This is a genomic window from Nostoc sp., assembly GCF_036917235.1.
GTDB lineage: Bacteria > Cyanobacteriota > Cyanobacteriia > Cyanobacteriales > Nostocaceae > Nostoc.
The window spans coordinates 45,158-68,975 of sequence record NZ_JBALDU010000090.1; the positions used below are offsets into that span (position 1 = coordinate 45,158).

The 23,818-nt window shown below is 40.8% G+C and carries 21 protein-coding genes; 6 read left to right on the forward strand and 15 right to left on the reverse strand.

Annotation, left to right across the window (positions count from 1 at the left end; genetic code table 11):
* The first annotated feature begins 52 nt into the window (after positions 1 to 52).
* Both V7K44_RS24930 and V7K44_RS24935 read left to right on the forward strand, forming a co-directional pair.
* Entirely contained in the window at positions 53 to 703 is a 651-nt protein-coding gene (locus V7K44_RS24930; protein WP_334935409.1) for a pilus assembly FimT family protein, read from the forward strand.
* 30 nt (positions 704 to 733) lie between these two features.
* Positions 734 to 1,390, forward strand: coding sequence for a TIGR04282 family arsenosugar biosynthesis glycosyltransferase (locus tag V7K44_RS24935; protein ID WP_334935411.1), 657 nt, complete (start codon positions 734 to 736; stop codon positions 1,388 to 1,390).
* 138 nt (positions 1,391 to 1,528) lie between these two features.
* On the opposite strand, the gene V7K44_RS24940 is transcribed toward V7K44_RS24935, so the two are convergent.
* Complete coding sequence (locus tag V7K44_RS24940) at positions 1,529 to 2,185, reverse strand: NAD(P)H-binding protein (RefSeq protein WP_334935413.1); 657 nt, start codon at positions 2,183 to 2,185, stop codon at positions 1,529 to 1,531.
* A 178-nt stretch (positions 2,186 to 2,363) separates the two neighbouring features.
* On the opposite strand from V7K44_RS24940, the gene V7K44_RS24945 reads away from it, so the two are divergent.
* Entirely contained in the window at positions 2,364 to 3,035 is a 672-nt protein-coding gene (locus V7K44_RS24945) for a DUF1997 domain-containing protein (protein ID WP_334935415.1), read from the forward strand.
* Between the two features lie 81 nt (positions 3,036 to 3,116).
* On the opposite strand, the gene V7K44_RS24950 is transcribed toward V7K44_RS24945, so the two are convergent.
* A complete protein-coding gene (locus V7K44_RS24950; protein WP_334935417.1) occupies positions 3,117 to 3,587 on the reverse strand; it encodes a DUF4079 domain-containing protein in 471 nt (156 codons plus the stop codon).
* 196 nt (positions 3,588 to 3,783) lie between these two features.
* On the opposite strand from V7K44_RS24950, the gene V7K44_RS24955 reads away from it, so the two are divergent.
* Positions 3,784 to 5,067 carry an ankyrin repeat domain-containing protein gene (locus V7K44_RS24955; protein WP_334935419.1) on the forward strand — a complete coding sequence of 428 codons (1,284 nt, stop codon included), beginning with the start codon at positions 3,784 to 3,786 and terminating at the stop codon, positions 5,065 to 5,067.
* Positions 5,068 to 5,638: 571 nt separating this feature from the next.
* Here the strand turns inward: V7K44_RS24955 and V7K44_RS24960 are convergent.
* Entirely contained in the window at positions 5,639 to 7,030 is a 1,392-nt protein-coding gene (locus V7K44_RS24960) for a PP2C family protein-serine/threonine phosphatase (protein ID WP_334935421.1), read from the reverse strand.
* A gap of 710 nt (positions 7,031 to 7,740) precedes the next feature.
* On the opposite strand from V7K44_RS24960, the gene V7K44_RS24965 reads away from it, so the two are divergent.
* Positions 7,741 to 7,971 carry a hypothetical protein gene (locus V7K44_RS24965; RefSeq protein ID WP_334935423.1) on the forward strand — a complete coding sequence of 77 codons (231 nt, stop codon included), beginning with the start codon at positions 7,741 to 7,743 and terminating at the stop codon, positions 7,969 to 7,971.
* 414 nt (positions 7,972 to 8,385) lie between these two features.
* Here V7K44_RS24965 and ftsY read toward each other — a convergent pair whose 3' ends face one another.
* The 5 genes from ftsY to hpsJ-B all read right to left on the reverse strand — a co-directional run bounded on the left by ftsY (position 8,386) and on the right by hpsJ-B (position 14,386).
* A complete protein-coding gene (gene ftsY / locus V7K44_RS24970) occupies positions 8,386 to 10,056 on the reverse strand; it encodes a signal recognition particle-docking protein FtsY (RefSeq protein WP_334935425.1) in 1,671 nt (556 codons plus the stop codon).
* 280 nt (positions 10,057 to 10,336) lie between these two features.
* Positions 10,337 to 10,978, reverse strand: coding sequence for a transcription antitermination factor NusB (gene nusB / locus V7K44_RS24975; protein ID WP_190896800.1), 642 nt, complete (start codon positions 10,976 to 10,978; stop codon positions 10,337 to 10,339).
* 122 nt (positions 10,979 to 11,100) lie between these two features.
* Complete coding sequence (locus V7K44_RS24980; protein ID WP_334935428.1) at positions 11,101 to 11,865, reverse strand: DUF502 domain-containing protein; 765 nt, start codon at positions 11,863 to 11,865, stop codon at positions 11,101 to 11,103.
* Between the two features lie 642 nt (positions 11,866 to 12,507).
* Entirely contained in the window at positions 12,508 to 13,416 is a 909-nt protein-coding gene (locus V7K44_RS24985; protein WP_334935430.1) for a glycosyltransferase family 2 protein, read from the reverse strand.
* A gap of 127 nt (positions 13,417 to 13,543) precedes the next feature.
* A complete protein-coding gene (hpsJ-B, locus tag V7K44_RS24990; protein ID WP_334935432.1) occupies positions 13,544 to 14,386 on the reverse strand; it encodes a hormogonium polysaccharide biosynthesis protein HpsJ in 843 nt (280 codons plus the stop codon).
* 787 nt (positions 14,387 to 15,173) lie between these two features.
* Between hpsJ-B and V7K44_RS24995 the strand changes: the two genes are divergently transcribed.
* Entirely contained in the window at positions 15,174 to 15,821 is a 648-nt protein-coding gene (locus V7K44_RS24995; RefSeq protein WP_334935434.1) for a glycoside hydrolase family 24 protein, read from the forward strand.
* A gap of 14 nt (positions 15,822 to 15,835) precedes the next feature.
* Here V7K44_RS24995 and menH read toward each other — a convergent pair whose 3' ends face one another.
* The 7 genes from menH to metG form a co-directional block, all read right to left on the reverse strand.
* Positions 15,836 to 16,654, reverse strand: a complete 819-nt coding sequence (gene menH, locus V7K44_RS25000; protein WP_334935436.1) for a 2-succinyl-6-hydroxy-2,4-cyclohexadiene-1-carboxylate synthase — start codon at positions 16,652 to 16,654, stop codon at positions 15,836 to 15,838.
* Between the two features lie 238 nt (positions 16,655 to 16,892).
* Positions 16,893 to 18,206 carry a serine/threonine-protein kinase gene (locus V7K44_RS25005; RefSeq protein WP_334935438.1) on the reverse strand — a complete coding sequence of 438 codons (1,314 nt, stop codon included), beginning with the start codon at positions 18,204 to 18,206 and terminating at the stop codon, positions 16,893 to 16,895.
* A gap of 92 nt (positions 18,207 to 18,298) precedes the next feature.
* Positions 18,299 to 19,312 carry a serine/threonine protein kinase gene (locus V7K44_RS25010; protein WP_334935442.1) on the reverse strand — a complete coding sequence of 338 codons (1,014 nt, stop codon included), beginning with the start codon at positions 19,310 to 19,312 and terminating at the stop codon, positions 18,299 to 18,301.
* A 127-nt stretch (positions 19,313 to 19,439) separates the two neighbouring features.
* Positions 19,440 to 19,841 carry a metal-sensitive transcriptional regulator gene (locus V7K44_RS25015; protein ID WP_334935444.1) on the reverse strand — a complete coding sequence of 134 codons (402 nt, stop codon included), beginning with the start codon at positions 19,839 to 19,841 and terminating at the stop codon, positions 19,440 to 19,442.
* 95 nt (positions 19,842 to 19,936) lie between these two features.
* Positions 19,937 to 21,145 (reverse strand): LPS export ABC transporter periplasmic protein LptC, encoded by a 1,209-nt coding sequence (gene lptC, locus V7K44_RS25020; protein ID WP_334935446.1) that lies wholly within the window; start codon positions 21,143 to 21,145, stop codon positions 19,937 to 19,939.
* The gene (locus tag V7K44_RS25025) at positions 21,145 to 21,774 is read right to left on the reverse strand and encodes a LabA-like NYN domain-containing protein (protein ID WP_094348455.1); all 630 of its coding nucleotides are present in this window, start codon (positions 21,772 to 21,774) and stop codon (positions 21,145 to 21,147) included. The genes lptC and V7K44_RS25025 overlap by 1 nt, the downstream gene beginning before the upstream one ends.
* A 166-nt stretch (positions 21,775 to 21,940) precedes the next feature.
* A complete protein-coding gene (metG, locus tag V7K44_RS25030; RefSeq protein ID WP_334935448.1) occupies positions 21,941 to 23,545 on the reverse strand; it encodes a methionine--tRNA ligase in 1,605 nt (534 codons plus the stop codon).
* Between the last annotated feature and the right edge of the window lie 273 nt (positions 23,546 to 23,818).

Sequence of the window (23,818 nt, forward strand, 5' to 3'; positions counted from 1 at the left end):
CAAATTGAAAATTATTTAACAGCGAGGTAGTTGAAAAAATCTCAGAATAAAAATGGATAGCCTAGTGCATCTACCGTCTTTAGTTTATGCAAAAAATTTCTTGAAGAATAATCATTCTAACAGTGGTTTTACCTTACCAGAGATGTTAGTAGTTATTGTATTAATTAGTATATTAGCTACGATCGGAATATCCAATTGGCTGGCTTTTGTGGACACTCGCCGTCTCAAGACTGCCCAAAATGAGGTTTATTATGCTATGCGCCAAGCACAAAGCCAAGCCACTAAAGATAAATTGACTAGACAAACCAGTTTTCGCATACAAAATGGTGTCGTGCAATGGGCAGTTCATCAAGCAGAGGCAGGACAATTCATTCCTGATAGTGTTAAAACCAATGGCAATCTATGGCATAATCTTGAGCCAAACATTCGCATTGATGAAGAGGAAAACAATAAAGGAAAAAAGGAGACAACTTTACAAAAACATACTTCACAGCAAATGTGGCGAGTTTTATTTAACTATCACGGTTGTCCTATCTCTGAAATTGGAAATCAGTGTACAGTAGGCGGATTAGGACAGATAACCTTTTACAGCTTGAATGGTGGTAAAGCTAGACGTTGTGTCTATGTTTCTACAATTTTGGGGGCTATGCGAACGGGAAAAGATCGCACTAGAGCTAATGAAAACGATAAGTATTGCTATTAAGATATTTTTAATTGTCAAACAAGGTATTTTGTGCTTAACTTACCAGCAAACCCAAAACAACACCTGATTATTTTCACTCGCTATCCAGAACCAGGTAGGACAAAAACCCGATTGATACCTGTTTTGGGAGATGTTGGTGCTGCCAATCTTCAACGGGAAATGACTGAGCATACAATATTTCAGGTTCAAGAATTGCAAAAAGCCATTGACATATCTGTAGAAGTGCGGTTTGCGGGTGGCGATTCGCAACTTATGCAAGACTGGCTGGGGTTGGATTTGGTTTACCAGTCTCAAGGTGAAGGGGATCTAGGTTTGCGGATGGGGCGATCGCTTTTCGATGCCTTTCAATCTGGTGCAGAAAAAGTAATTATCATTGGTACAGATTGTCCTGGACTGGATGCCCAGATTTTAGCAACAGCTTTTGAGAAGTTATACGCTTTTGACCTCGTACTTGGGCCTGCGATCGATGGTGGATATTACTTAATTGGTTTGCGCCAACTCATCCCGGAGCTATTCGTTAACATCGAGTGGGGAACTGCTCAAGTATTCCAGAAAACCGTGGATATTGCCCAGAAACTTAATTTATCATACGTGGACTTGTTGCCCTTAGCTGATGTTGACCGACCGGAGGATCTGCCGATTTGGGAACAAGCCCTTGCAGGGAAAATAGAGCGATCGCTTTTGTGAGTTGAATCAAAGGCGGGGTTAATTTAGATAATGCAAGCTAATTGAAAAGTTTGTAGGCATCACTTTTGTATAAAGATGTGAGCCGATTATCTTGGGGATGAGAATTAAGAGACAGAAGCAATAAAATCCTGTGAAATATCAGCACTGCTGAAATAGCTCCTTGAAACTTTTTGAGGCTGCTTCAGGTTTGGCAATAATTTCGACAATTTTATTGCGTGCATCTGCTTCAAACAGCGCCTCAACAGCAACTTGGGCGACTTTCTGCCTGGGGATACTACCATCAAATAGCGTATCTGCACTCTGCATCACGATGCGGTCGGAGTTGTCTTCATTCTTCAACCCACCAGGCCGCACAATCGTATAAGTAAGACCACTTTTCTGAATATACTCTTCAGCTTGTTTTTTCCACAACAAAATTAGCCAAAACAAGTTCAGCGGATGGAAAAGTCGGGAAGTACACAAAGAAGAAACTAAGATCAAATGCTCAATTCCCTTTGCCTTAGCTGCATCTACTAAATTTTTAGTCCCTTCAAAATCCACTTTATAGGGGCCAGTGGGGTCAAAGCTAGGTTTTGCCCCAGTCGCAACCAAAAGAACTGTGGTATCTCCCAAGGCAGCAGTTAAACTTTCTGGTTGTAATACATCACCTACCACTAATTCGGCTTCAGGAGACAGAATAGCTCTAGCTTTCTCTATATCCCGCACCAGGGCTATGACGGGAATATTCCGCGCGATCAATTCTTGCACAATCCGGCGACCTGTTTCACCTGTTGCCCCTGCTACAAATGCTTTCATGATAAATGCTATCCTGGGAAACTATTGTGTGCTTGTTCAGTTCTTTATTTTAGTAATTCTATGGAGTCGATCGCAGATTAATGAGGTTTCGGTCAAAATGGGATCTGAATGCGAAATGACCCAGGTATGTGGGGAATCATTAATATAGACTAACGCCAAAATATACAGTAATGCATTTATGCTTTCAAGAAAAGGCGAATATAAATCCTGGGAAATAACAGAAGCAGTTTTACCTGTAGCGTCCAGCCAAGAAGCCGAGGACACATTAACAGAACCAAATGTAGCGACGCTCACAAAATTTTACGGTCGTTATCAAGATTGTATGGAAATGGGTGCCCCAGTAGAGAAGGTTGCTGAGTATCTCAATTCTCACGCCTCATGGTTTTCGCGCTGTGCTGAACCCATGAAGGTACAATCACTTGGGGAAAATGGCTATGCTTTAACAATTGGTCGTTTTGGTTCTTTTGGTTATGAAGTAGAACCGAAAATAGGTTTGGAATTGTTGCCCCCAGACGAGGGTATTTACCGCATCCGTACAATCCCCATTCCTGACTACCAGCCGCCTGGTTATGACGTAGATTATCGGGCATCTCTACAGTTAATCGGAAACGATGCTTGCAGTAGTATTGGCGAAGTTACAAAAGTTGAATGGGAATTGGATTTAATAGTTTATCTTCACTTTCCCCGATTTATTCAGCGATTACCCAAGTCTATAATTCAATCTACTGGCGATCGCTTACTTAATCAAATTGTCCGCCAAGTCTCCCGCCGCTTAACTCGCAAAGTTCAGGAAGATTTTCATAAATCTTTGGGAATACCCTTTCCTGCTAATTCTAAGCAAAAGCGTTGATAGGGATTTCTAAAAAATCAATAATTCCAAATTATTTGTACCTTTGTAGGGTAGCACAGCTGTGCTACCCTGCTTTGCTAACTATGCTTGAGTGAGAATTTTTTGGACAATTTGCACGCCAGTAACAGCCTGCCAAGCAAAAAGTCCCAAAAGCGTGAAATTTATTAAAATATGAGTTGCACGTGCCCAATTTGCCCCTTTTTGCATATAAGGGGACAAGGCAGCAGAAAATGCAATCAAACCTGTCATACTTAGTCCTGCTAGTAGGTGAGGCCCGACAAATAACTTTTGGTTATTAATGTAAGTGACAGCCATCCCGCCGATCGCACCTGCCACCATCAAAGCTAGTAGTATAGACCCGATTTGGTAGTGTCTGACGTTATATCTACCTTTAATCAATTCTTTTTTTTCTTCCCCCTGAGCATTTCTGGTACGCTGCAATTGCAGTCCTAAATAGGCAGCATAAATTGAGAGTACTAATAGCGCCCACATGAGCACTGGATGGAAGAAGTTCAGCCAATATTTCACCGACGTAGAAAGTTCTAGACTCATCGTGTTCTCGCTTAATGATTAAATCTTCATAAAAATTAGCATAACTCTATTTTCTGTGCTTAAAGTTGCACAAATTAAAAGAGACTCCCCCATCTCCCCAGACTATTTTGCTTCGCCCTCTTGCCAAAGTGGATAAACAATCTCAGACTAAATTTTGAGGGTAGACGAACAAAACCCCCTGTGTGGGATCTCATTCATGACTGAAAACAACGATACTTTGCTGCTCAAAACTGCTAAAAGTGGTGATATCAAGGGGCTGTGTGCGCTACTATCTGCTGGTGCGAGGGTAGACGCGTGCGATCGCCAAGGTACTACGGCGTTAATGTTTGCTGCCAATTTAGGCTACACCGAAATTGTGCGATCGCTTCTGGATGCTGGGGCAAATATCAACTTGCCGAGAAAACTCTATGGTTTGACGGCTTTGATGTTGGCGGCTAGTGCCAAACAGCTTGACATTGTGCAACTTTTACTATCTAGAGGTGCGGATGTCAATGCCACTAATGAAGATGGCAGTACAGCTTTAATGGCAGCAGTACTCAAAGGTAACATTGATGTAGTGCGAGTTTTATTAGCTGCTGGTGCCCAAGTTAAGATCGCTGATAAAGATGATGATACGGCGTTGAAACTTGCCGTTAAGCAGGGAAAAATAGAGGTTTTACAAGCAATTCTCCAAACTGGTGTTGATGTCAATATCCCAGATGAGGAGGGTGAGACACTTTTAATGCTAGCAGCAGATTTGGGACATCTGGAAGTTGTGGAAGCACTGTTGGCCGCGGGGGCTGATGTGAATGTGAAAAATGCCGATGGTGGAACTGCATTATCGGCAGCAGCAGCAGGTAGACATAGTGCGATCGCAGCAACTTTACTAGATGGAGGTGCCCAGATTAATCTTCAAGATCGAGATGGTGAAACTGCCCTACATCTTGCCGTTGTGGAAGGCTACATTGATGTCGTACAAATATTACTTAACAGGGGTGCAGATGTCCAAATTAGCAACCACCTGGGCGATACACCACTACTTGTAGCAGCATTGCAGGGACATAGCCAAATTGTCGAGGCACTGCTACGTTCTGGCGGAGATATAAATGGGAAAAATCTTGGTGAAGTTCCTTTGACGTTGGCTGCATCACAAGGACACATCCAAACGGTGCAAGTGTTGTTAGACTATGGTGCTGATGTCAACATTCCAGGGGATGATGGTAAAACTGCTTTGATTAAGGCAACCGAACGCAAACACAAAGAGATCGTACATTTGCTGCTGGCAAAGGGGGCAGATGTGAATTTTCAAGACTCAGCGAGAGCCACATCATTGATGTGGGCTGCCTCAGCAGGTTATGACGAAATTTTGCAGTTATTACTTCAAGCTGGGGCAGATGTGAATTTGAAAAATCGGGGCGGTTATACTGCTTTAATGATTGCAGAATTTAATGGTTATAAGAATGTGGTACGGAGTCTGCAAAAAGCTGGGGCGCAAGAATAGCAATCTAAATTCTTCATCTTAAATATTTTCAGAAATATTTTGACAAATCATTAAATGAAGATTTTCAGCTTAAATATTAAGGAAGTTTAAAAAAGCAAATCTAGGACGAAGAAACAAAGAAAGCAAAACTCCGTCGTAGCTGTTGTGAACTTGCTACGGCGGAGAAAGAAAAATTAAAACGCCAAAAGCGAGCAGACCAAATGCTTGCGTCACAAGGATAGAAAGAAAGCAAAAATGAAGAAGTAAATTTACCTTTTACTTTTTACCTTGTACATTTTACCTTTTACCTGCTCTCCCCCTTGGCGTTTCCTACTGTGCTAGATGTGCAAAATATATAGTTTTTAATTGAACAGAAAAGTATTCTAACGATCATTTTTTATGTATTATCCTAAAGGCTAAATACAAACAAGTTTTCAAAAAAGGTTGATGTACAATCGTTTGAGAGATCGCGACGGTAATTCAAAGAAAAATAAATAAAAAATTAAATTTAGTGGAATCACTGTGGTGAATCCTCTGCCACCATAAACTCAAGCATTGACTCATGACTTAACCGAGCATAAATGCCCAACGATCATAAAATTTGCAGAACAACTAGTGTCATATCATCAGTGTTTTGTTTATCAGCACCGATAAATTGCTGAACTTGGTCAAAGAGGTAATCCACTATCTCCTCTGGCCCATTGCAGTATTTACAAGCCGTATTGAAGCCAGTAACAAAATTGTCTTCATCGAAGCGATCGCCACCAGCAGCAGCGGCATCGGTCAAGCCATCTGTATAGTAGATAATTGTATCCCCAGGCTCTAACTGTGCCTGGGCATCTTCATATTGGCTGTTAGCATCCAAACCTATTAACATTCCCAAAGTATCTAAACGGCTGACAGTTTTTGTTGCTGCGTGCCACCATAAGGGAGGATTGTGTGCCGCATTGCTATAAGACAGAATTCGGCTGTAAGGGTTATATTCTGAGTAAAATAGCGTTACAAAGCGGTGGGAATTTTCCAAATCCGCATACATAACTCTATTTAAGTTTTGTAGAATTCCGGCTGGGGAATTACCATGTAGCACTTCTCCCCGTAGCATTCCCCGCATCATCGTCATAATCAGCCCAGCGGGGACACCTTTGCCCATGACATCTCCAATAACCAAACCCCAGCGACTAGTTTCGCTGCCACCTTTGAGCTTGGGCTGAATCTTATTATGATTGGTAGCAATAAAGTCGTAATAGTCTCCACCGACGCGATTGGCAGGTTTACAGCGTGCCGCTAGGACTGCACCAGGGATTGTAGGGCATTGACGTGGTAGAAGTCGCCTTTGGATTTCTGCGCCAATTTCTAATTCTTGGTCTAAGCGTTCTTTTTTTCTTAGTTCTACAGCTAGTTCATCGTTTTCGATCGCTACGGCTGTTTGGTCTGCCACTAACCTAACTAACTTTTGCCTAGTTTCTGTCCAACTATATTCTGGATCGCGGCTCAAGACATAGAGCCATCCCCGTTCTGTATGCTTTACCAGAATCGCCGTACCAAAGATTTGCACATCTGGCCCCAAATAGCGATGCATCTGGTCATCCAAAATCCCCGTGGCATTCGCTAGGGGGGCAGTATTGGGCAAAAGCGTGATTTGACTACTGGCTATTTCTAGCGCTTTGCGGATATTCTTGCGCTGGCCACTATCTTGCCAATGTAACTGTTCTAACCTGACTTGACCATTAGGTTTGTAGAGAAACAGGGCGCTACCGTCTGCATCTGTCACTCTTGTTGCCATCAGCGGAATCAGTTCCAAAAACTGATTCAAATTATTGAAACTTCTCAGAGCAAATCCTAAAGAACTTAGCAAATCTTGAATTTTGTTCTGTTCCCGGTGCAACCTTGCCACGAGTTCCTTGAGTGCCACGACTGGTGTGACATCCGTCGCGGCACTACTATTATTATCAGTGGGTTGAGAGGGCAGTTGAGACACAGGCACAGGTATTATTGCACTTTAATATTGGCAGATTTTAGATGACTTATAAATCTTTTTGCTTTGGCATTGCTAAACCATATTTAGACAAGACTTGCCATTTTAGCAAGAGTATAAAGACGTAACAGGCAAATTTTATAAGTATTTTATTTGCTTATTGTATTTATGATGGAATATTAGTAATTTCAAATCATGTATTTTTAGTCCAAATTCTACCCGTAAAAATTACTAGTTTTGCTGATACATCAGAAAGCTTTTCATAACTTAATTACCAAAGCATATCTCTAAAGTCATAGAAATACTTTATTCAAAGAATAATTTATAACGCTTTCAGAGGGAGTGTTTGTTTGGGCAGAAGCAACTAGAAGACTAGAAGTCTTTTGAGTGAAAGCCTCTATAAGGACTCAAATCGAGCTTTATTTGCTCAAAAACAGACTTACACTCCTTTACAAACCTGAGAATATGTAAATAAGTTTTCAAATACTTAATTTGTATACCATAATTACTGCGATAATCGCCAAAATTGAGCTTTTCCATTTTTAATTTCTCGTTTTGTGAATTTTGAGTTGCTGAATACGCAAAATTTAAACCCATCAAAAGTTGATAAAAGTGAAGTAACTCTATCTTCTTAGTCAGAGGTAACAGAGTTAAACCATTCGCCTGTAATTTATTTTAGGGGTGAGTCATTTGGTAAGTGTAAGATATGAATAAAAGAGATGACACTAAAAATAGAAGAAATATCTTCTAAGAACTTTAAGTCAAAAGTCAAAAAAGTGTTTTCATTTAACCATCAGAATTCCAACCTCTCGATAGACGTTGCACGAGTAAGTCGCCATAACCAACACCAAACACCTATGGAGAAAAAAACCTCCCACAGCGTTGAAATCACCCGCGCTGGTTCCCCAACGCACTGCTCACCATTGGGACTGCTGTCTATCCCACAATAGAGTTGTATTTGTGGGCGTGAGCGTCTCGATTCCCTTTTCAATTGCTGCAAGATGAAAGTCTAGGGGATTATGTCGCAACTAAATACCGTGCTGCTACATTTAAAAAGCCCATTTAAGACTTCAAAAAGGGCATTAGCTAGAAATTTTAGCAAAAGTCACCTATTTATTGTGACAAATTCATAATTTTAGGACTTGATCTGTTTCTAGTTAGTTCAAGTGATAATACCAGATAGGTCATCCTTAAATTTATCAGTTTTAGGACTTACGCAAAAATAGCTAAAAAGCTTAATTTATCGAACCTCTTTTTCTGTCAGAGGCTGACGCCAACGCGCAGTGTCTCCCAGAGAAGAATCATACAGTATTGCGTAAGTCCTAAGTTTGGTAAGAAAAATTTTATAACTCGAAATTTTTCAACTAACCACTCAAGAGAGCTTCGACAAACTCATAGCTCGAAAAAGGACGTAGGTCTTCAATTCCTTCGCCAGCACCAATAAAGCGAATGGGTAAACCTAGCTGCTGCACAACGGCAAGGGCAACGCCGCCTTTGGCAGTGCCATCTAGCTTGGTTAAGACAACACCACTAAGTTGGGCAGCTTGGGAAAAAACTTCGGCTTGCCGCAGTCCATTTTGACCTAAAGTTGCATCTAGAACCAAAAGAGATTCTACTTTAGCATCTGGGGCTTTTTTGTCGATAATTCGCCGGATTTTACCGAGTTCGTCCATTAAATTTTTCTTGTTTTGCAATCGCCCAGCTGTATCTACCAGAAGTAATTCGGTTTGACGCGCTTGGGCGGCTGCGATCGCATCAAATACAACTGCTGCCGGATCTGTATTCTTTCCAGGATTGGCAATAACATCCACGCCACTTCTACTACCCCAAACCTTCACCTGTTCCACAGCGGCGGCGCGGAAGGTATCTGCTGCGCCAATCAAGCATTTATAGCCAGATTTTTGTCCCAGGTGGGCAATTTTACCGATGGTGGTGGTTTTACCGGCACCATTTACCCCGGTAATTAACCAAATATTCAAGGTTTCTTTTTCTGGCGTAAAGGTAGTTTTGTGGGATGTTTTGCTCGGTGCATCCAGCATATCCCGGAGGATTTTTTTCAGGAAAGCGATCGCTTCTTCAGGTGCGGTGACTTCTTCTCGAAGTTTTGTCTGTAAAGCATTGATAATAAAGTCTGTCGCCTCTACACCCACATCAGCTTGTAAAAGCAATGCTTCAATTTCCGTGACAGCAGCTTGGTTTAGCGGCCCTTGACCAACGATCGCCTTCAGTTGGTTGAGAATACTACGGCGAGTTTTGTCTAACCCTTGCCGGAGCTTTTTCAGCCAGGTAATTTCTTCAATAGAAACGTCTTCTGCACTTCTACCTTGAGCTGCTAAGACTTTCGCTGACCAGACAAACCCATCATCAAATACCAATCCGGGAATTTCTTCTGCTATTTCTGAGGTTGTAGCTACTGGCTGTGCTACCTCCGGTTCTGGAACTTCTATGGCGGTGGCTATTAGTTGTTCTAGCTTGGCTTGCCGTTCTGCCGCCGCTCGTTCTAAAAAGGATAAGTTAGCTGGTGCTGTTGGCTGTGTTACCTCTGGCGTAGCTAGTGGTTCGGTGGGTGTTGGTTCAACTTCACTTGCTGTGAGTTCTGGGTTTTTGACATCTGGCTGTTCAGCAATTTCTGCCACTGGGGAATCTTCTGTAATTTCTTCCTCAATAGCAGCTTGGATAACTTCTGGCTGTGTAGTTTCTACATTTGTACTAACAGGTTCCTCAATTGCTTCTGGTTCAGTGATTTCCGCAATTACTGTTTCTGCGGTTTCAGGTTGTATTGATGGTGCTAAGGTATCTGCTGCCGGTGGGGTTTCTACTACCTCGACTTGCTGTTTTTGCTGAATATTTTTGTAGGCAGCTTTAGCAAATGCCAATAAGTCTGCCGTTGTGTCTGGTGCCGTTTCAGCAGTTGGTGTTGAGGTTTCGGCTGGCTCTGGTTGGGGTTCTTGTGCAGGAGGAGTTTCTTCCTGTTTCTTATCAGAAGGAGTGTTAGAGGAATCGTTATGTTGACGACGGAACCAATTAAAAACCATTGCAGCAGTATTGTTTATATGAGTTATGAGTTATGAATTATGAGTTTAATTTAACTTTGCACTTTTTCTAGGGGTGAAAACTTCCGGGTTATCCTCACCTTTTAAAACCAGTTTAAGGAGAATCGGTATAACAGACGGTTCTTTGCGTTCGCGTAGCGTCTCTCCTTCTCCCAAAAGGAGAGGCTAGCATCAAAAGAGAAGTTCTGCTTGGAGGAACCCACAGAATCGACTACAGACTTTTCTCCACGGCAGTATAGAAATTATGAATTCCGCAGCGGTACTACGCAGTTTTTTTCTGCTCAGTGACTCGGCGCAAAACACCGTTAATAAACCGATGACCATCGTCTCCACTGTAGCGTTTGGCTAGCTCCACAGCTTCGTTGATGGCGATACTGTCGGGAACTCCTAAGAACTTCATTTCTGCAACCGCGATTTGCAAGATATCGCGGTCAATTTGGGCGAGGCGAGTTACTTGCCAATCTACTAAGGCGGTAGAAATGAGTTCATCTATAATGTGTCGATTTTCGTTGACGGTAATCACAAGCTCTTTAGCGTAATTCCGAACTCCCTTGTCCTGATTGGCTAACTGAATCAATACTGGGAAATCAACTGCTGTACCCAACTGATTTATTGCTGTCTGGGTACAGGCGATCGCTTCTTGAAGCATTGTTCTGGCAGTATTGAGGTCGGAGGCCCGAGTTTGGCTACTTAAGAGGCGATCGTTACTGCGTTGCAGTTCACCTGCGGCATTATCGAGGGTATCTTGTACTTCTGAGGTCAGAGTACGTACTGCTCCTAGCACCAACTTTGATACTAGTTGATCGTCTTCTAATTTATCTAATTTCTTTGGGTTCACTGGCAATTGGCTAAGGCTTAAAAGCGCCAATTCACGAGCAATTTGCTGGGGTTTACGAGGTTGCATAAAACTGAGGGGTGATTGTGCAAGAACTGATTAACTAAGCAAGAAAAACTTACAAGCCTATCAATTTTGGCACAGTTAAACAACAACATTACGCATTTGCTTGTGACTATGCCAGATTGATTTTAAGTTTCTTCAACAGGAATAACCTGCTGCTTGATTTCGTCGTGTTTCACTTCCAATGTAGACTCTTTGGAGAAAACCAAAGGCGTATTGGGGGCGACAATGCCACCAGATACAACTATTTTAAAGGCGTCTTCAATGGACATGGAGAGGTTCACTACCTCCTCTTCAGGAACAACTGCGTACCATCCGGTAGTCGGATTTGGGGTGGTAGGGATAAAAACACTTAGCACGGGGCGAGACATCTGGGCTTGGATATCACTGCTAATTGCACCAGTCACAAAAGCGATCGCCCAAATTCCTCGGCGGGGATACTCTACCAAAATTACCCGACGAAACTTGCCATTAGAATCTTTTAGTATTGTTTCTAAAAGCTGTTTAAGAGTTTTGTATACCTGTCCTGCTAAAGGAATTGCCTGTAATAATTGCTCACCAAAATCTAACAACCATCGCCCAGCTATATTCCGAGCCATCAATCCCATCAACAATATACTTAGTAGGGGTACAGCCAACCCTACTAATAAATTAAGTATATTTACTAAAATTGGGTTTAACCCATCAAAGGGATTCAATTGTTTGGGAATTTGGGTGAGGAAGTTGATTACCCAAGTAGCAATGGTAATTGTCAGCCAGATAGTGGTTGCTAGGGGAATTACTACTAATAAACCAGCAATCAGGTCGTTTTTTAAGTCCTGTTTTAGGCGATCGATTACCAAGCCCCGATTCTCCTGTTTTAAGCTAGAGGAACTTTTGTTATTCGTATCCATACCAGCAGATTCGTCAAATTCCGAAGGCTTTAACTTTGGCAGTTTTTGCCGCAAGCAACTGTCTAAAACGCTAGCAAGTTGCTTGCTGTCACAAAAACACGTACTTGCTGCTGGAAATTAGCTATTTTCCTATAAGCATACACATAGACATTCACCAATCCGATCGCAACTAGTTATTCTTAGAGGATGTTACTTTTCTTTATAAGACTTGTAAATGATTGTTGCAAGTTCTTAGATATTATTAATCTACCGCGCTTAATCAAAAGCTGCTGATGATTGTGCAAATACTACTGGATAAACTAATAAATTATTTTATCTGTTCAGTCACTCACTTTTGAGCAGGAGCGGCTTTTATGAAAATGTTCTATTAAAAATATTAATTTATTAAGGATTTCCAAGAAATAAATTATCCATCTTGTGGGGTAAGTATTCTGCTAGCCCTGAATACAGATGGAGACACCCATCCCACTAGAAAATTTGGGATGTTTTTTATTTGGAAGTCCCTTTTATCTAGTCTTGATTCATAAAAAACAAGATCCCTGACAACTTTTACGAAGTCAAGGATCTGTGTAGCACATCTGTGCGCCCTATGATTTTGCGATCGCTGATTTTACTGGAAATCCTTCTAATCTCCAGCCCTCTTCATGCCGCATCAACCTGTGTAGTTTCAGAATCCGCGCACTGCAACTGTTGCGTACTCTCTTGTACCAAAATTGCTGTTGCATCTAAATTAGGTTTTGGTAAATACTTCATTTCCCAGACTTTGAGCAAAATCAGGTATTCGTAGAATGCCTGCAATGTACACCAAGCGACTCCGGCGCGTCCATCTAAACATCCGCCTAAGATAAAATACATATATATAAACCGTAGCAACGGTCTGGCGGGCAAACGTAAAGACAAATCTTTCAAGGCACGCCGTCTTTCGACTTCTGATTTGCCAAAGAATAAATCTTGCCAGTTAACTTTTCCCTGTTCTAACTGATACAATGTTTCTTGAGCTTCATCCGTAGAATAACGGTTGTGCTTGTCAATCCAGCGGCTCAAACCTTTGCTAGAAGTGTAGTGTGGGTATGTTTCTTTTAAAAAGCTAGTTGCACCCTCACAAACTTCTCGTTCAGTATGACCGTAGTCTGTAAACCACACTTTACCGTGGCGGAAGAGTCGCATTTGGTAACGCGGATACTGTGTGCTGTAGCGAATCCAACGATTCATGAACATGACGCGTTCAGCCACGTAGTAACCGATGTAGTCTGGATTCTGACTTGTCTTTTCGCATTCCGCAAACAGTTCTGGTGTCATACGCTCGTCAGCTTCGAGAATATAAACCCATTGATGCTTCGGGGGGATAGACTCTAACATCCAAGTGCGTTGGCGTCCGTGGCTTTCAAAAGCGTGTTGGACAACGCGAATGGGATAGCGACTAGCGATTTCCACAGTGCGATCGCTACTGCATGAATCCACAACAATGATGTCATCTGATAACATTGCCGATTCGATACAAGCAGCAATATCTAGTTCTTCGTTATATGTCAGTATGTAAATTGAGAACATTACTCAAGTTTTATAGCGATTTTAGTCAGTGATAATTGCCTTGTTATTGTTATTAGCTATTAGGCGCATGGCAGTATCAGCCGTCAATAATATTTGGGATACTTCTTACTGCCATGCCAATAGTAGATTAGCGTGCGGCAGTTCTAGGTTTACCACCTTGTACAGCACCCCTACCTCTCAAGCCTGTCCAGCCGATGATAATGTAACCAATGGACAATAGCAAACTGCTAATACCAATCCGCAGTCCAGACTTCCAAGCAGTATCTTTAGCCTGTTGCAGTGCGTCGTCTCGGCGCTGGCGAACTTGGCTCAGTTGTTGAGTTTGCAGCGTTTCAATATCTGTTTGTTGTTCGATAGCTTTGTCAAGTAGTTGGGGATTTGTTTTAGCCTTCTTCAGTAACTCTTTGATATTTGCGGGAATTTGAGGGCTTTCAATTGCTTGCTTATATTTTTGGTCATCTTTGAGAATTTCACTAAACTGAGCTTTGGTTTGGTTTCGCAACTGGTCTAGTTGGGCTTTTCCTTGATCGGTATTTAGTTGTGCTTGCAATTGCGATAATCGAGTGTTTAGTTGAGTTTCTGCCTGATCTGCTTCTTGAGTGATTCGGTTGAGTGTTTGAGTCTTGGCTTGATTGACGTTATTTAGGTGCAGGGGAAAAATCAGCAAGAACATTAACCCTAAAATACTTGAGATAATCGCGGCGGGAAATCTTAAATCGATACCTTGGGGGCGATCGCTTGCTGGATCGGCATTCTCAATCCAATAGGCAGCAAACAGAAGCCCTAAACCGACTAGAGGAACAATTCCTCGATCGACAAGCGCTGTTGCCAAATTGATTTGCCATACCCGATCGGTGGGTTGAAAGGGTAACAACAGAATCAAAAAGTCAACGAAAAAGGACAAAATGCAGATTATTCCAACTACCTTAAGTGTGAGAGCAGTACTCACGGAAGTAAAACGGTTAACCATAGTTTTTCAAACTGGTGGAGAATACGAGTGATTTTCATATTTCAAGCTACTTGAATATTGTGCCCATGACTATGACTATTGTGTAAAAACACAAAGCAGACTCAATATTGGTAAAGGCTATCTGCCTCTTGGTTTTTAACTAGGCCACAGTAACATTTGTTATCTACAGTGTCTTCAGGAAATTCCTGGTATTTTAAGATACGAAGTTGATGCAGGGCTAGAGGAACAGACTGATTAATTACCTAATCTCCCTAATTGCAGTTCTCAATCGGTCGTAATACAGACCTTTTTTAGGGGATCACAGATGTCCATTGGTGTCAAATTAAATCGAAACCTTTGCAATAAGGTTGTATCGACTTATCGCCCAATTTGAGGAAGCAATTATTACTGAGAGCAGATGCTACTAGAAGTGATTGAGCTTATACTGGGTCGAGATTTCTGGGAGTATCTCGTTTGCTATACTTACAGTAGTTTTCTTTCGCATAAAGTAGAAAGCTACGGGTTTTGAGGCAGGAGGTAGAAACTCTTTATATCTGATGCGTGAGTCCTGCATTTTTTACCTCAGTTACTTGCAAACTCCTGTATTTATACTCTTTTTTGCTAATTCCTAAAAAAATGGGCAAATCAGAAATAATAACTAACAATCAGGTATGAACATTACTAGAATCAGTTCGTCGATGATTTTTGTTAGCAAAAAGAGTGAATTTGAAGGAGTTAGACTCTGAAAGGTTTTGAATTCAAAGGTGTTGAAAAACTTATTGGCCCAATAGCCGCGCTTCTCGGCTTTGTGTATTTGTTGCAATGGTATATTGGAGACTTGCGATCGCCTTCCGATCCCATCTTTGAAAATAAACAGCCGCCTTTGGTGATGAAACAGGGCGACCCCTATATCCGCGCTTTAATGCGAACCATCTCGGCAAGTGAAGCTAGTGGAAACCGTCCCTATTCGCTGTTATACGGTGGACAGCAAGTCAACGACCTCAGCCGACATCCTGAGATATGCGTCACAATTGTCACAGGTCCCAACACAGGTAATTGTTCTACCGCTGCTGGCAGATATCAAATTATCAACATTACTTGGTATCGTTTAGCCCCTCGTTATCACCCAAAGCCAATGCAGATGATGTTTTGGACTGCTTATAGTTTTGAAGCAGAATATCAAGATGTAGTAGTTTACCGTTGGTTAAATGATTCTAAAGTTTGGGGAACTGATATTTCTCAACAGTTGCGTCAAGGAAAGTTAAATGATGTTTTGCGACGACTCTCTCCCACATGGACAAGTTTGGGATATGGCATAGAAACTAATTCTGTGAGTAACTCTTTGCCCAAGGTTTATCAGAAAATGTTGCAAGAAGAATTAACCGCAGCTAAACAACCAGCAGCCCCGAATTTGCCACCATCCCCAATTCCTTCTAGCAAGGCAGTGAAGAAGTGAGGTTATCTTCATTTTTAATTTGCTGCGGACAAAAAACTTTTGATATTTTCCACAAATGCCAAGGTATTTTCAAAGTGGATATTATGCCCAGCATTGCTAATTATTTTTATCTCAGCAAATTCACATGTTTTAGCCATTTCTGTATTAATAGATATAAATTTTTTATCGTATTCACCGACTAGTAAAAGCATGGGAATTGTATTTAATTGTAGCTTTTCCCATAAAGAAGGTTGACATCCAGTACCCATAAAGCGCAGTGATTTCTCTAATTCCTGTGGATTATTCTGCAACCGACTTTCTACCATGCGATCGTATTCTGGATGATTTTTTACATAACCAAAAATCGGTTGATTATACCAATTTGATAGAAAAGCGGCAAAATCACTTTTTTCAAATATTCTTGTTAATTTTCTACCTATTTGTGTATCACTTTTAATCCTTTCTAATCGTTCTGCTGCTGTTGGTAAACCTGGAGAAGCTGACTCTAGAACAACTTTATGAAAACGTTCTGGAAAATGCAGGGCTAGGTATAAAGCCAATCTTCCACCCATTGAATAACCAACTAAAAAGCATTTGGCAATTTTTAACTGATCTAATAAGTTGATTAAAGCATGAGCAGTATTTGCCATTGTATAGTATTTGTCTTCACCAAAAATTTTGGTTTTGCCATGTCCGAAGAGATCGAGTGTTAAATAGGAAAATTCGTTAAATAGTAATTTTATGGCTTCATCAAATTCATCAATTTTACCCATGAAGCCATGCAAAAAAAGAATTAGTGGTTTATCTAGAGTGCTAGTTAAAGAATAATAAAATTGATAATTTTTTAAAATCATAATCTAGCTAAAAATCAAAGGTAAGCCAAAAAAGTATTCACCGGGGAAAATGATTTTACCTTGGGACAAGCAAAAAGTGTCTGAACTCACGGAAGTGCATGAAGTAGCAGAAAAATTTATTCAGGCGAATTGCTATGTGCCCTCAGTGCCAGGTATCGGATCTCTGAAATGTTGATTAATCCGTAAAAAAGTAGGCTGTAATTAATATTTACAAACTTCTAAAAGCGTTAAATGTTAATTACAAGTCTTGATGCAAGAGAATAAACACACTCCACTCCATTCCAAAAGATACACAAGGGAGGTGTCCTTTCGGAGCTAAAGTATCAAAAGTAACTTTATTGTAATTAATCCAGTTATCGTTACTATCTATTCTCCACCCAACGCGAGCCCCAAACTTTTCCCACACTTCTTGCTGATATTCACCATCAACCTTACCACCAACACTGAGGTAAATTTCTTTTTGAACGCTGAAGCCAAACTGCCCATTGCTATATTTTACCCACAAGCGGTCAATTGTGCGGAGGTCTTTGCAAGGAAAGTTCAACAGTTCTTTGTTTCTAATCCACTCGCCTTCTTTGCGGTCTACAGCCTGAAGCATCACTAAATAAGTTTCATTGTCAGCGTCTTTCCAATTTCCTGCTGCTAGGTAGTCGCGTAGTTTTCTGTAATCTATTCCTACTTCTGAACGCAAATCATCAGATGTATTTTGGTTAACTAATAAATTTGTTTGGTTAACTAATAGACTTAACCATGCTTGCATTGAGCGCGACCGTTCATCTGCTTCTAACTTCATTCCCTCAATAATTGCCAGATTTAATTGCTCACTAATACTTCGGTTGTGTTGCTTTGGTTCAATTAAATCAATTTGATGATATTTGCGATCCCAGGAACTTGTAGGATATTCACCTGTTACTACATAGTAAAGTGTTGCCGCCAAACCGTAAATATCTACTGTTATATCTTTACTACCCGTCATTTGTTCATAAGGAGCAAAGTTTTTATTACCAAAACTTCTAGAGAAGGAAGTCGCTGGGGCAATATCTCCAGCTAAACCAAAGTCTATTAAAATCGGTTGATTACCACCTCGCAACATGATATTACCGGGGTGAATATCACGATGCACTATTGAATTTTGATGTATTGCTGCTACTGCGTCACCAATTTGGCAAATGTATTTTATAGCTTCTATTTCTGATAATGGTGTTGTTACTTCACCTTCAATTAAATCAAACAAATTTTTACCAGCAATGAATTCCATTACTAAGCAGGGTGTATTGCTGTCACCTTCTTCAAAAAAATCAATTACTCGGACAATATTCGGGTGAGGTGCTTGGCAAAGTTGCCCTAATAATTCAGCTTCTTGAATGAATTTCTCTACATAGCGGGGATATTGTCTATCCTTTTTTAGGCGCATATTAGGAGTTTTAATCACAACTGGCAGGTGAATTCGGCTGTGTACGGCTTTATAGGTAATGCCAAAAGCACCTTGTCCTAACTCGTCTTCAATGATGTATTGACCATTGTGTAGTTGATGACCTTTATTCCAGTACATATTCTATATAGTTTAGTATTTTATGTTGTTGAGAAGTCATTAGCTGCATTTTGCGATGTCCAGATCCCCGACTTCTCAAAGAAGTCGGGGATCTAACTTTTTGGTAGTTCTGTTGGCGTTGATTTTTGTGTGGGTGAAGGCGAAGGTTTAATAAAAAACTCTCGAATATCTCCTTGGAAAATTCCTGTGAATATTGCTATTAATGCGAGAATCAAACCTATTACTGTAAGCCATAATTCCAAATTAAATTTTCTTGGTTGTGGCTGATCTGGATTGACAATAGGTGTAGGTTTTAATCCGAGTGAATCTAGCCAAGCTTGAATTGACTGGGGGCGTTTCTTTGGATCTAAATCCATTGCCCGCACAATACCAAGATTGATATTCTCGCTAATTTGAGGATTCCATTCTCTTGGTTCTTTTAATGCAATATTATTTTGCAGTCGTTCTTTGGCGCTAGTGGGTAGTTGTCCTGTCAATAAGTTGTAAAGTGTGGCTGCAAGTGAATAAACGTCCGTATACGCCCCTAGTTCAATTGTCTGTGAATACAGTTCCGGTGGTGTAAAACCTGCTTCGGCTTCTGTTTCTACATTGCTCACACTCAGCTTTTTACTGTCGATTCCCCGTGCTAGCCCAAAGTCAATTAACACGGCTTCTTTTGAACCAGCCCTAATCATAATATTGGCTGGCTTGACATCTCTATGCACCAAATTATTTTGATGCACTACTGTTAACGCCTCGCCGATTTGTTGGATGTATTGCAGGGCGTCTGGTTCTGGCAAAATATTCTTTTGGCGATGGGCGAGATCGATTCCGTCAATGTATTCCATCGCTATGCACCACAAATCGTCCTCTTGAAAGGGATCTTCTAAAAGGCGGACAATATGGGGATGTTTGCATTTAGCTAGTTTGAAGGCTTCTTGAACAAATCTTTCCTGTAACCTTCTGAAGTCTGGCTGGTTCTGTAATTGATCATCTAAGGTTTTGACGACAATGCGATCGCCTTTTTGATCCCTGGCAAGATAGGTAATGCCAAAACGTCCCCCCCCTAATACACTTTCAAGGGTATATTTACCGCTCTGCAATTGCTTTGGAACTGCCCAGACCATTAGCTATGACTGTGAGACACTTGTGTTAATTTTGGCATAAAGAACCCTCTGCCTGAGCCAATACACCAAATCTTACATCTCTATAAAATGTCTTGTCGTGCTAGTTAATTTTTTATTTTTCTAATTTTTAAGGCAAAAATCGATCTAAAGCAGCTTTTAACTGTTTAATTTCAATGTCAATATTACCCTCTTGTGCAGCTCTACCAATACACTCAGTTAAATGTTCATCCAAAACAATTCGCGCGACTCGATCCAATGCGCCTCGCACTGCGGCAATTTGCAGTAGAACATCAGGACAAGGGGTACTTTGCTGCACCATTGCCTTAATACCACGAACATGTCCTTCTATACGCGATAATCGATTGACAATTCGCCGTAAAGACTCTTCGCTATGGACATGAGGATGAGTCAACTCTCCAGTTCCATGAGTACGATCTGTATGCTCGTGGTCTGTATCGTGATAGTGGGAATGTTCGACTTGCTGGGATGTTGGCAAGGATTCCTTACCTAATCGGTTTGATCCATTCATGGGCTATCAAAAGGCTTGTATTACTAAGATCCTAGTCTAGTACTCTACCAACCCAAAATTTCTGGGTGAAGGTAAACCCCATTCACCTAACTTTACTACTGACGATTGGCTTTTTCTTGAGGAATAATCTCCGTTACTACCCTACCGCTAGAACTGCCACCTTTGACAACAATATTTTCTGTTTGCAGATTACCAACTGCTGTTTCACCCGCAAAATTTAATGGTGGGTCAATTTGTCGATAAACAACATTTCCCTGAGCTTCAACTAACTTATTATCTAAATACCAAGTTAGTGTATTGGATCTTAGAGACTGCCGACGCTGACCAATGGCGTTGACGTTACCTTTTAAATAAACGGTTTTTTGCGGTATTTTCATTTCACCTTGATTAGCTGTCACTGTGACATTTTCGGCACGATGGAACATTCGTGTGGGAGAGTTTGTGGTGACAGTTTCTGTGTTCATGTTCCAGGTCATAGAGTTACTAGCTATTTGCAGTGGTGGGTCTAGTAATTCTAGTTGAGCATTCTTTTGGACAGTGGCAATTTTTGTTTTTAAGTTGACTTCGGCAGAATTTCCCTTACCGCGATCGCTAATTTTATTATCTTTGTAGCGGTCAATTTCTAGGGGGCGATCGCCAATCAGTTTTTCTTCTTTAATATTCCAGATTAAATGTTCAGTTCTCACTTGCATCTGGGGATCGATAGAATTTGCTACCACTCCTCCAGAAAATTCCATCCGCTGTTCGCGGGTTTTTACTCGCACTTCCTGCGCTACTGCTTGTAGTTTTTTATGAGTACCGTTAATCTTGTTACGAACAATCAACAAATCTTCTTTGGGACGCCATTCTAATTCATTACCTTGCAACACAATCCCATTACTAGGATCTGTGGCAAATATCTTACCTTTAAGAAACAACTGCTTCCCATCTTGTTCTATGTCTGCTACATCTGCCTTGATTTGGTAAACAATTTTGCCATCTTGATATAGTTCACCATAAGGACTTTCAGCCTGACCAATTTGTTTTTCTTTGGTGTATTTTGCGGTTTTAGCCCTGACTTTCCAAATTGGTCTTCCTACTTCATCTGCTTGTTCTAAGGTGACATCAAAGAAAGTCAAATTGCTATCTTTGTTAGAGGAATCCGCAGTATTTTGTTGCGAGGCTGGAGGGGATTTGCCCCCGCACCCAACTAAACCAAATACCAAGAAAAAGGTCAAAGGTAAAATAAGAAAGGAGGGAGTGGAGGAGAAAATTTGAATTTTTCTCTTTCCCCATCTCCCTCTTTTATGAAATTGATACGTCATTATTCTTGGATTTCTAGGTGTCCATCACTAGTTCTTGGATCTTCCAAAAAACCGATCCCAGATAATGGGCGGTATGGATAGCTTTGGCGAGGAGTTTTTTGAATATCTTCTTTGATGGCTTCTAAATCAATGTAGCGATCGCTTACATTAATTAAGCTGTCACTGGTCATGGAACGCAAGCTCACTACTTCTACCCGCACGCCACGATAGCTGACTGAATTTACCGCATAAGCCAAATCCCCATCACCGCTGACTAAAACTGCGGTATCATAAGAATCTACTAACGCCATCATGTCTACTGCTATTTCTACATCCAGGTTAGCTTTTTTAGAGCCATCTGGTAGCTGGACTAAATCCTTAGCAATGACTCGATAGCCATTGCGACGCATCCACAGCAGAAACCCCTGTTGCTTCTCGTTTGTCCGATCTACGCCAGTGTAGAAAAAAGAACGCAGTAATCTAGAACCTCCTGTTAATCGACATAATAGCTTCGTGTAATCTATTTCAATACCTAGTTGCAGTGCAGCGTAAAATAAATTTGAGCCATCAATAAATATGGCAACTCTACCCCGATTCTCCAAAACCTGTTCTGGCGTAAAGATTGAATCATTTTCCAAATTATTCAACATCATTGTGATACCTCAATTTTTATCCCTGTTATTTTTGATACGAATTACCAACTTTTAGATGCTAGTCACAGCGGCTTATGATAATGTTCTGCGGCTAATTTAAATTGAGCCACGATAAATTTTGTGAGAAAATAAAAAATTGAACAAAATCAGAGTTTGATAAGGACTAATCGTTTTTCGGGGGTTCTATTCGCTGAAAAACAGGTTGGTGTTTACCCAACTGTTGTTTGCTCGATAGTAGTCCCCATGTAGCATGGGTGGCAAAAGGAGCATTAACTGAACTTTGTATGCGATCGTTAAAGTTTATTCCAAAGCCCAGTTGCTGATAAATATCGCTACTGATGTTCGGAATAATTGGCGATAGCAGATAAGCTGCTAGTCTAACCGATTCTAGAACTGCGTAGAGAACCTTTTCCACCGACTCCTGCTGTCCCTGTTTATATAATGACCAAGGAGCCTGTTCATCAATAAACTTATTACTGGCTTGCGCCAATGAAAGTATGGCCACGCAGGCTTGACTGAAAGCTAGCTCTTGGTATGCTTGTTTTACTTGTTCCCCTAGACGTAAACCAATTGCTTTCAAAGGATTTTCGTCAGGAATCCCTTCATTGCCGATTGATGGGACATTATTCTCAGCACAGTACTTTTTCACCATGCTCAAAGTGCGATTGAGCAAATTACCTAAATCATTTGCCAAATCTGCATTCAGAACATTAATGAACCTAACTTCATTAAAATCTCCATCCTTACCAAATTCGATTTCCTTAAGGAAGTAATAACGAACGGCATCACTACCATAGCTCTTAACTAATGCCACAGGATCGAGGGTGTTACCCAGACTTTTGCCCATCTTCTGCCCGTCTTTAGTCAAAAAGCCATGCCCAAAGACTCTCTCTGGTAAGGGTAAGCCTGCTGACAACAGCATTGCTGGCCAGTAAACTGCATGGAAGCGTAGAATATCTTTACCAATTAGGTGCAGGTTGATTGGCCACCATGTTTCTAACGCATTTGCTAAAGTCGGTTCTGCATCTGGTTCTAGTAATGCTGTGACATAACCTAGCAGCGCATCAAACCAGACATAGAGAGTGTGCTTGGGATCAACTGGTACGGGAAAACCCCAATCTAAATTCACCCGCGAAATGGAAAAGTCTTGCAACCCTTGATTAACAAAGCTGAGAACTTCGTTGCGCCGACTTTCTGGTTGAATAAAATCCGGTTTAAATTGATAAAATTCTGTCAGCTTAGTTTGATATTTGGATAAGCGGAAAAAATAGTTTTGTTCGTCTCGCCACTCCACTTCTTTGTTAGTATGAATTGCACAACGGTGTCCTTCTAGCAGATCTCGTTCTTCTTTGAATTCTTCGCAAGATACGCAGTACCAGCCTTGTTGTTGTCCTTGGTAAATATCACCAGATTCCCAGACTCGCTCAAAGAATTCTTTGACGATCGCTTGATGACGAGGCGCAGTAGTCCGACTAAAGCGATCGTATTGAATGTCTAATAATTGCCATAAACTGACGAAACTAGGGACAATTTCATCACAAAATTCTTGTGGCGCTTTGCCTAAATTTTCTGCCGATCGCTGAATTTTTTGCCCATGTTCATCTGTACCTGTAATTAGTAATACTTGATAACCCAGTAACCTCTGAAATCGCGCCACTACATCGGCTGCGATCGTCGTATAAGCACTGCCTATATGAGGGACATCGTTTACATAATATAGGGGTGTGGTCAGCGCAAATGTCAATTCTTTTTTATTCACTAGATTCATACAAAATAAAAATTAACTTATTAAAACGTTTTACATCTTACCTTTTATCGGCAAAACTAGGCGATTATACAATATTATTACCATTTTTTCCAATAACATCTTCATACTAGCAAATTTATCAAGTCCATAATTGTTTTGTAATATGCATCAATTAAACTCATTTTTACCTAAAAAATGGAAATTCACTAATCATAATTTTTTCGAATAGTTTATATTAGATGATATTATTGTGATCGAGAATACATAATCAAGAATACAGAAAATCTAGTTGCT

Excerpts from the sequence above, each read along its gene's own strand:
- V7K44_RS24930 (WP_334935409.1), top strand. The coding sequence starts at position 53 with ATGGATAGCCTAGTGCATCTACCGTCTTTAGTTTATGCAAAAAATTTC.
- V7K44_RS24940 (WP_334935413.1), bottom strand. The coding sequence starts at position 2,185 with ATGAAAGCATTTGTAGCAGGGGCAACAGGTGAAACAGGTCGCCGGATT.
- V7K44_RS24945 (WP_334935415.1), top strand. The coding sequence starts at position 2,364 with ATGCTTTCAAGAAAAGGCGAATATAAATCCTGGGAAATAACAGAAGCA.
- V7K44_RS24950 (WP_334935417.1), bottom strand. The coding sequence starts at position 3,587 with ATGAGTCTAGAACTTTCTACGTCGGTGAAATATTGGCTGAACTTCTTC.
- V7K44_RS24955 (WP_334935419.1), top strand. The coding sequence starts at position 3,784 with ATGACTGAAAACAACGATACTTTGCTGCTCAAAACTGCTAAAAGTGGT.
- V7K44_RS24965 (WP_334935423.1), top strand. The coding sequence starts at position 7,741 with ATGACACTAAAAATAGAAGAAATATCTTCTAAGAACTTTAAGTCAAAA.
- ftsY (WP_334935425.1), bottom strand. The coding sequence starts at position 10,056 with ATGGTTTTTAATTGGTTCCGTCGTCAACATAACGATTCCTCTAACACT.
- nusB (WP_190896800.1), bottom strand. The coding sequence starts at position 10,978 with ATGCAACCTCGTAAACCCCAGCAAATTGCTCGTGAATTGGCGCTTTTA.
- V7K44_RS24980 (WP_334935428.1), bottom strand. The coding sequence starts at position 11,865 with ATGGATACGAATAACAAAAGTTCCTCTAGCTTAAAACAGGAGAATCGG.
- V7K44_RS24985 (WP_334935430.1), bottom strand. The coding sequence starts at position 13,416 with ATGTTCTCAATTTACATACTGACATATAACGAAGAACTAGATATTGCT.
- hpsJ-B (WP_334935432.1), bottom strand. The coding sequence starts at position 14,386 with ATGGTTAACCGTTTTACTTCCGTGAGTACTGCTCTCACACTTAAGGTA.
- menH (WP_334935436.1), bottom strand. The coding sequence starts at position 16,654 with ATGATTTTAAAAAATTATCAATTTTATTATTCTTTAACTAGCACTCTA.
- V7K44_RS25005 (WP_334935438.1), bottom strand. The coding sequence starts at position 18,206 with ATGTACTGGAATAAAGGTCATCAACTACACAATGGTCAATACATCATT.
- V7K44_RS25010 (WP_334935442.1), bottom strand. The coding sequence starts at position 19,312 with ATGGTCTGGGCAGTTCCAAAGCAATTGCAGAGCGGTAAATATACCCTT.
- V7K44_RS25015 (WP_334935444.1), bottom strand. The coding sequence starts at position 19,841 with ATGAATGGATCAAACCGATTAGGTAAGGAATCCTTGCCAACATCCCAG.
- lptC (WP_334935446.1), bottom strand. The coding sequence starts at position 21,145 with ATGACGTATCAATTTCATAAAAGAGGGAGATGGGGAAAGAGAAAAATT.
- V7K44_RS25025 (WP_094348455.1), bottom strand. The coding sequence starts at position 21,774 with ATGTTGAATAATTTGGAAAATGATTCAATCTTTACGCCAGAACAGGTT.
- metG (WP_334935448.1), bottom strand. The coding sequence starts at position 23,545 with ATGAATCTAGTGAATAAAAAAGAATTGACATTTGCGCTGACCACACCC.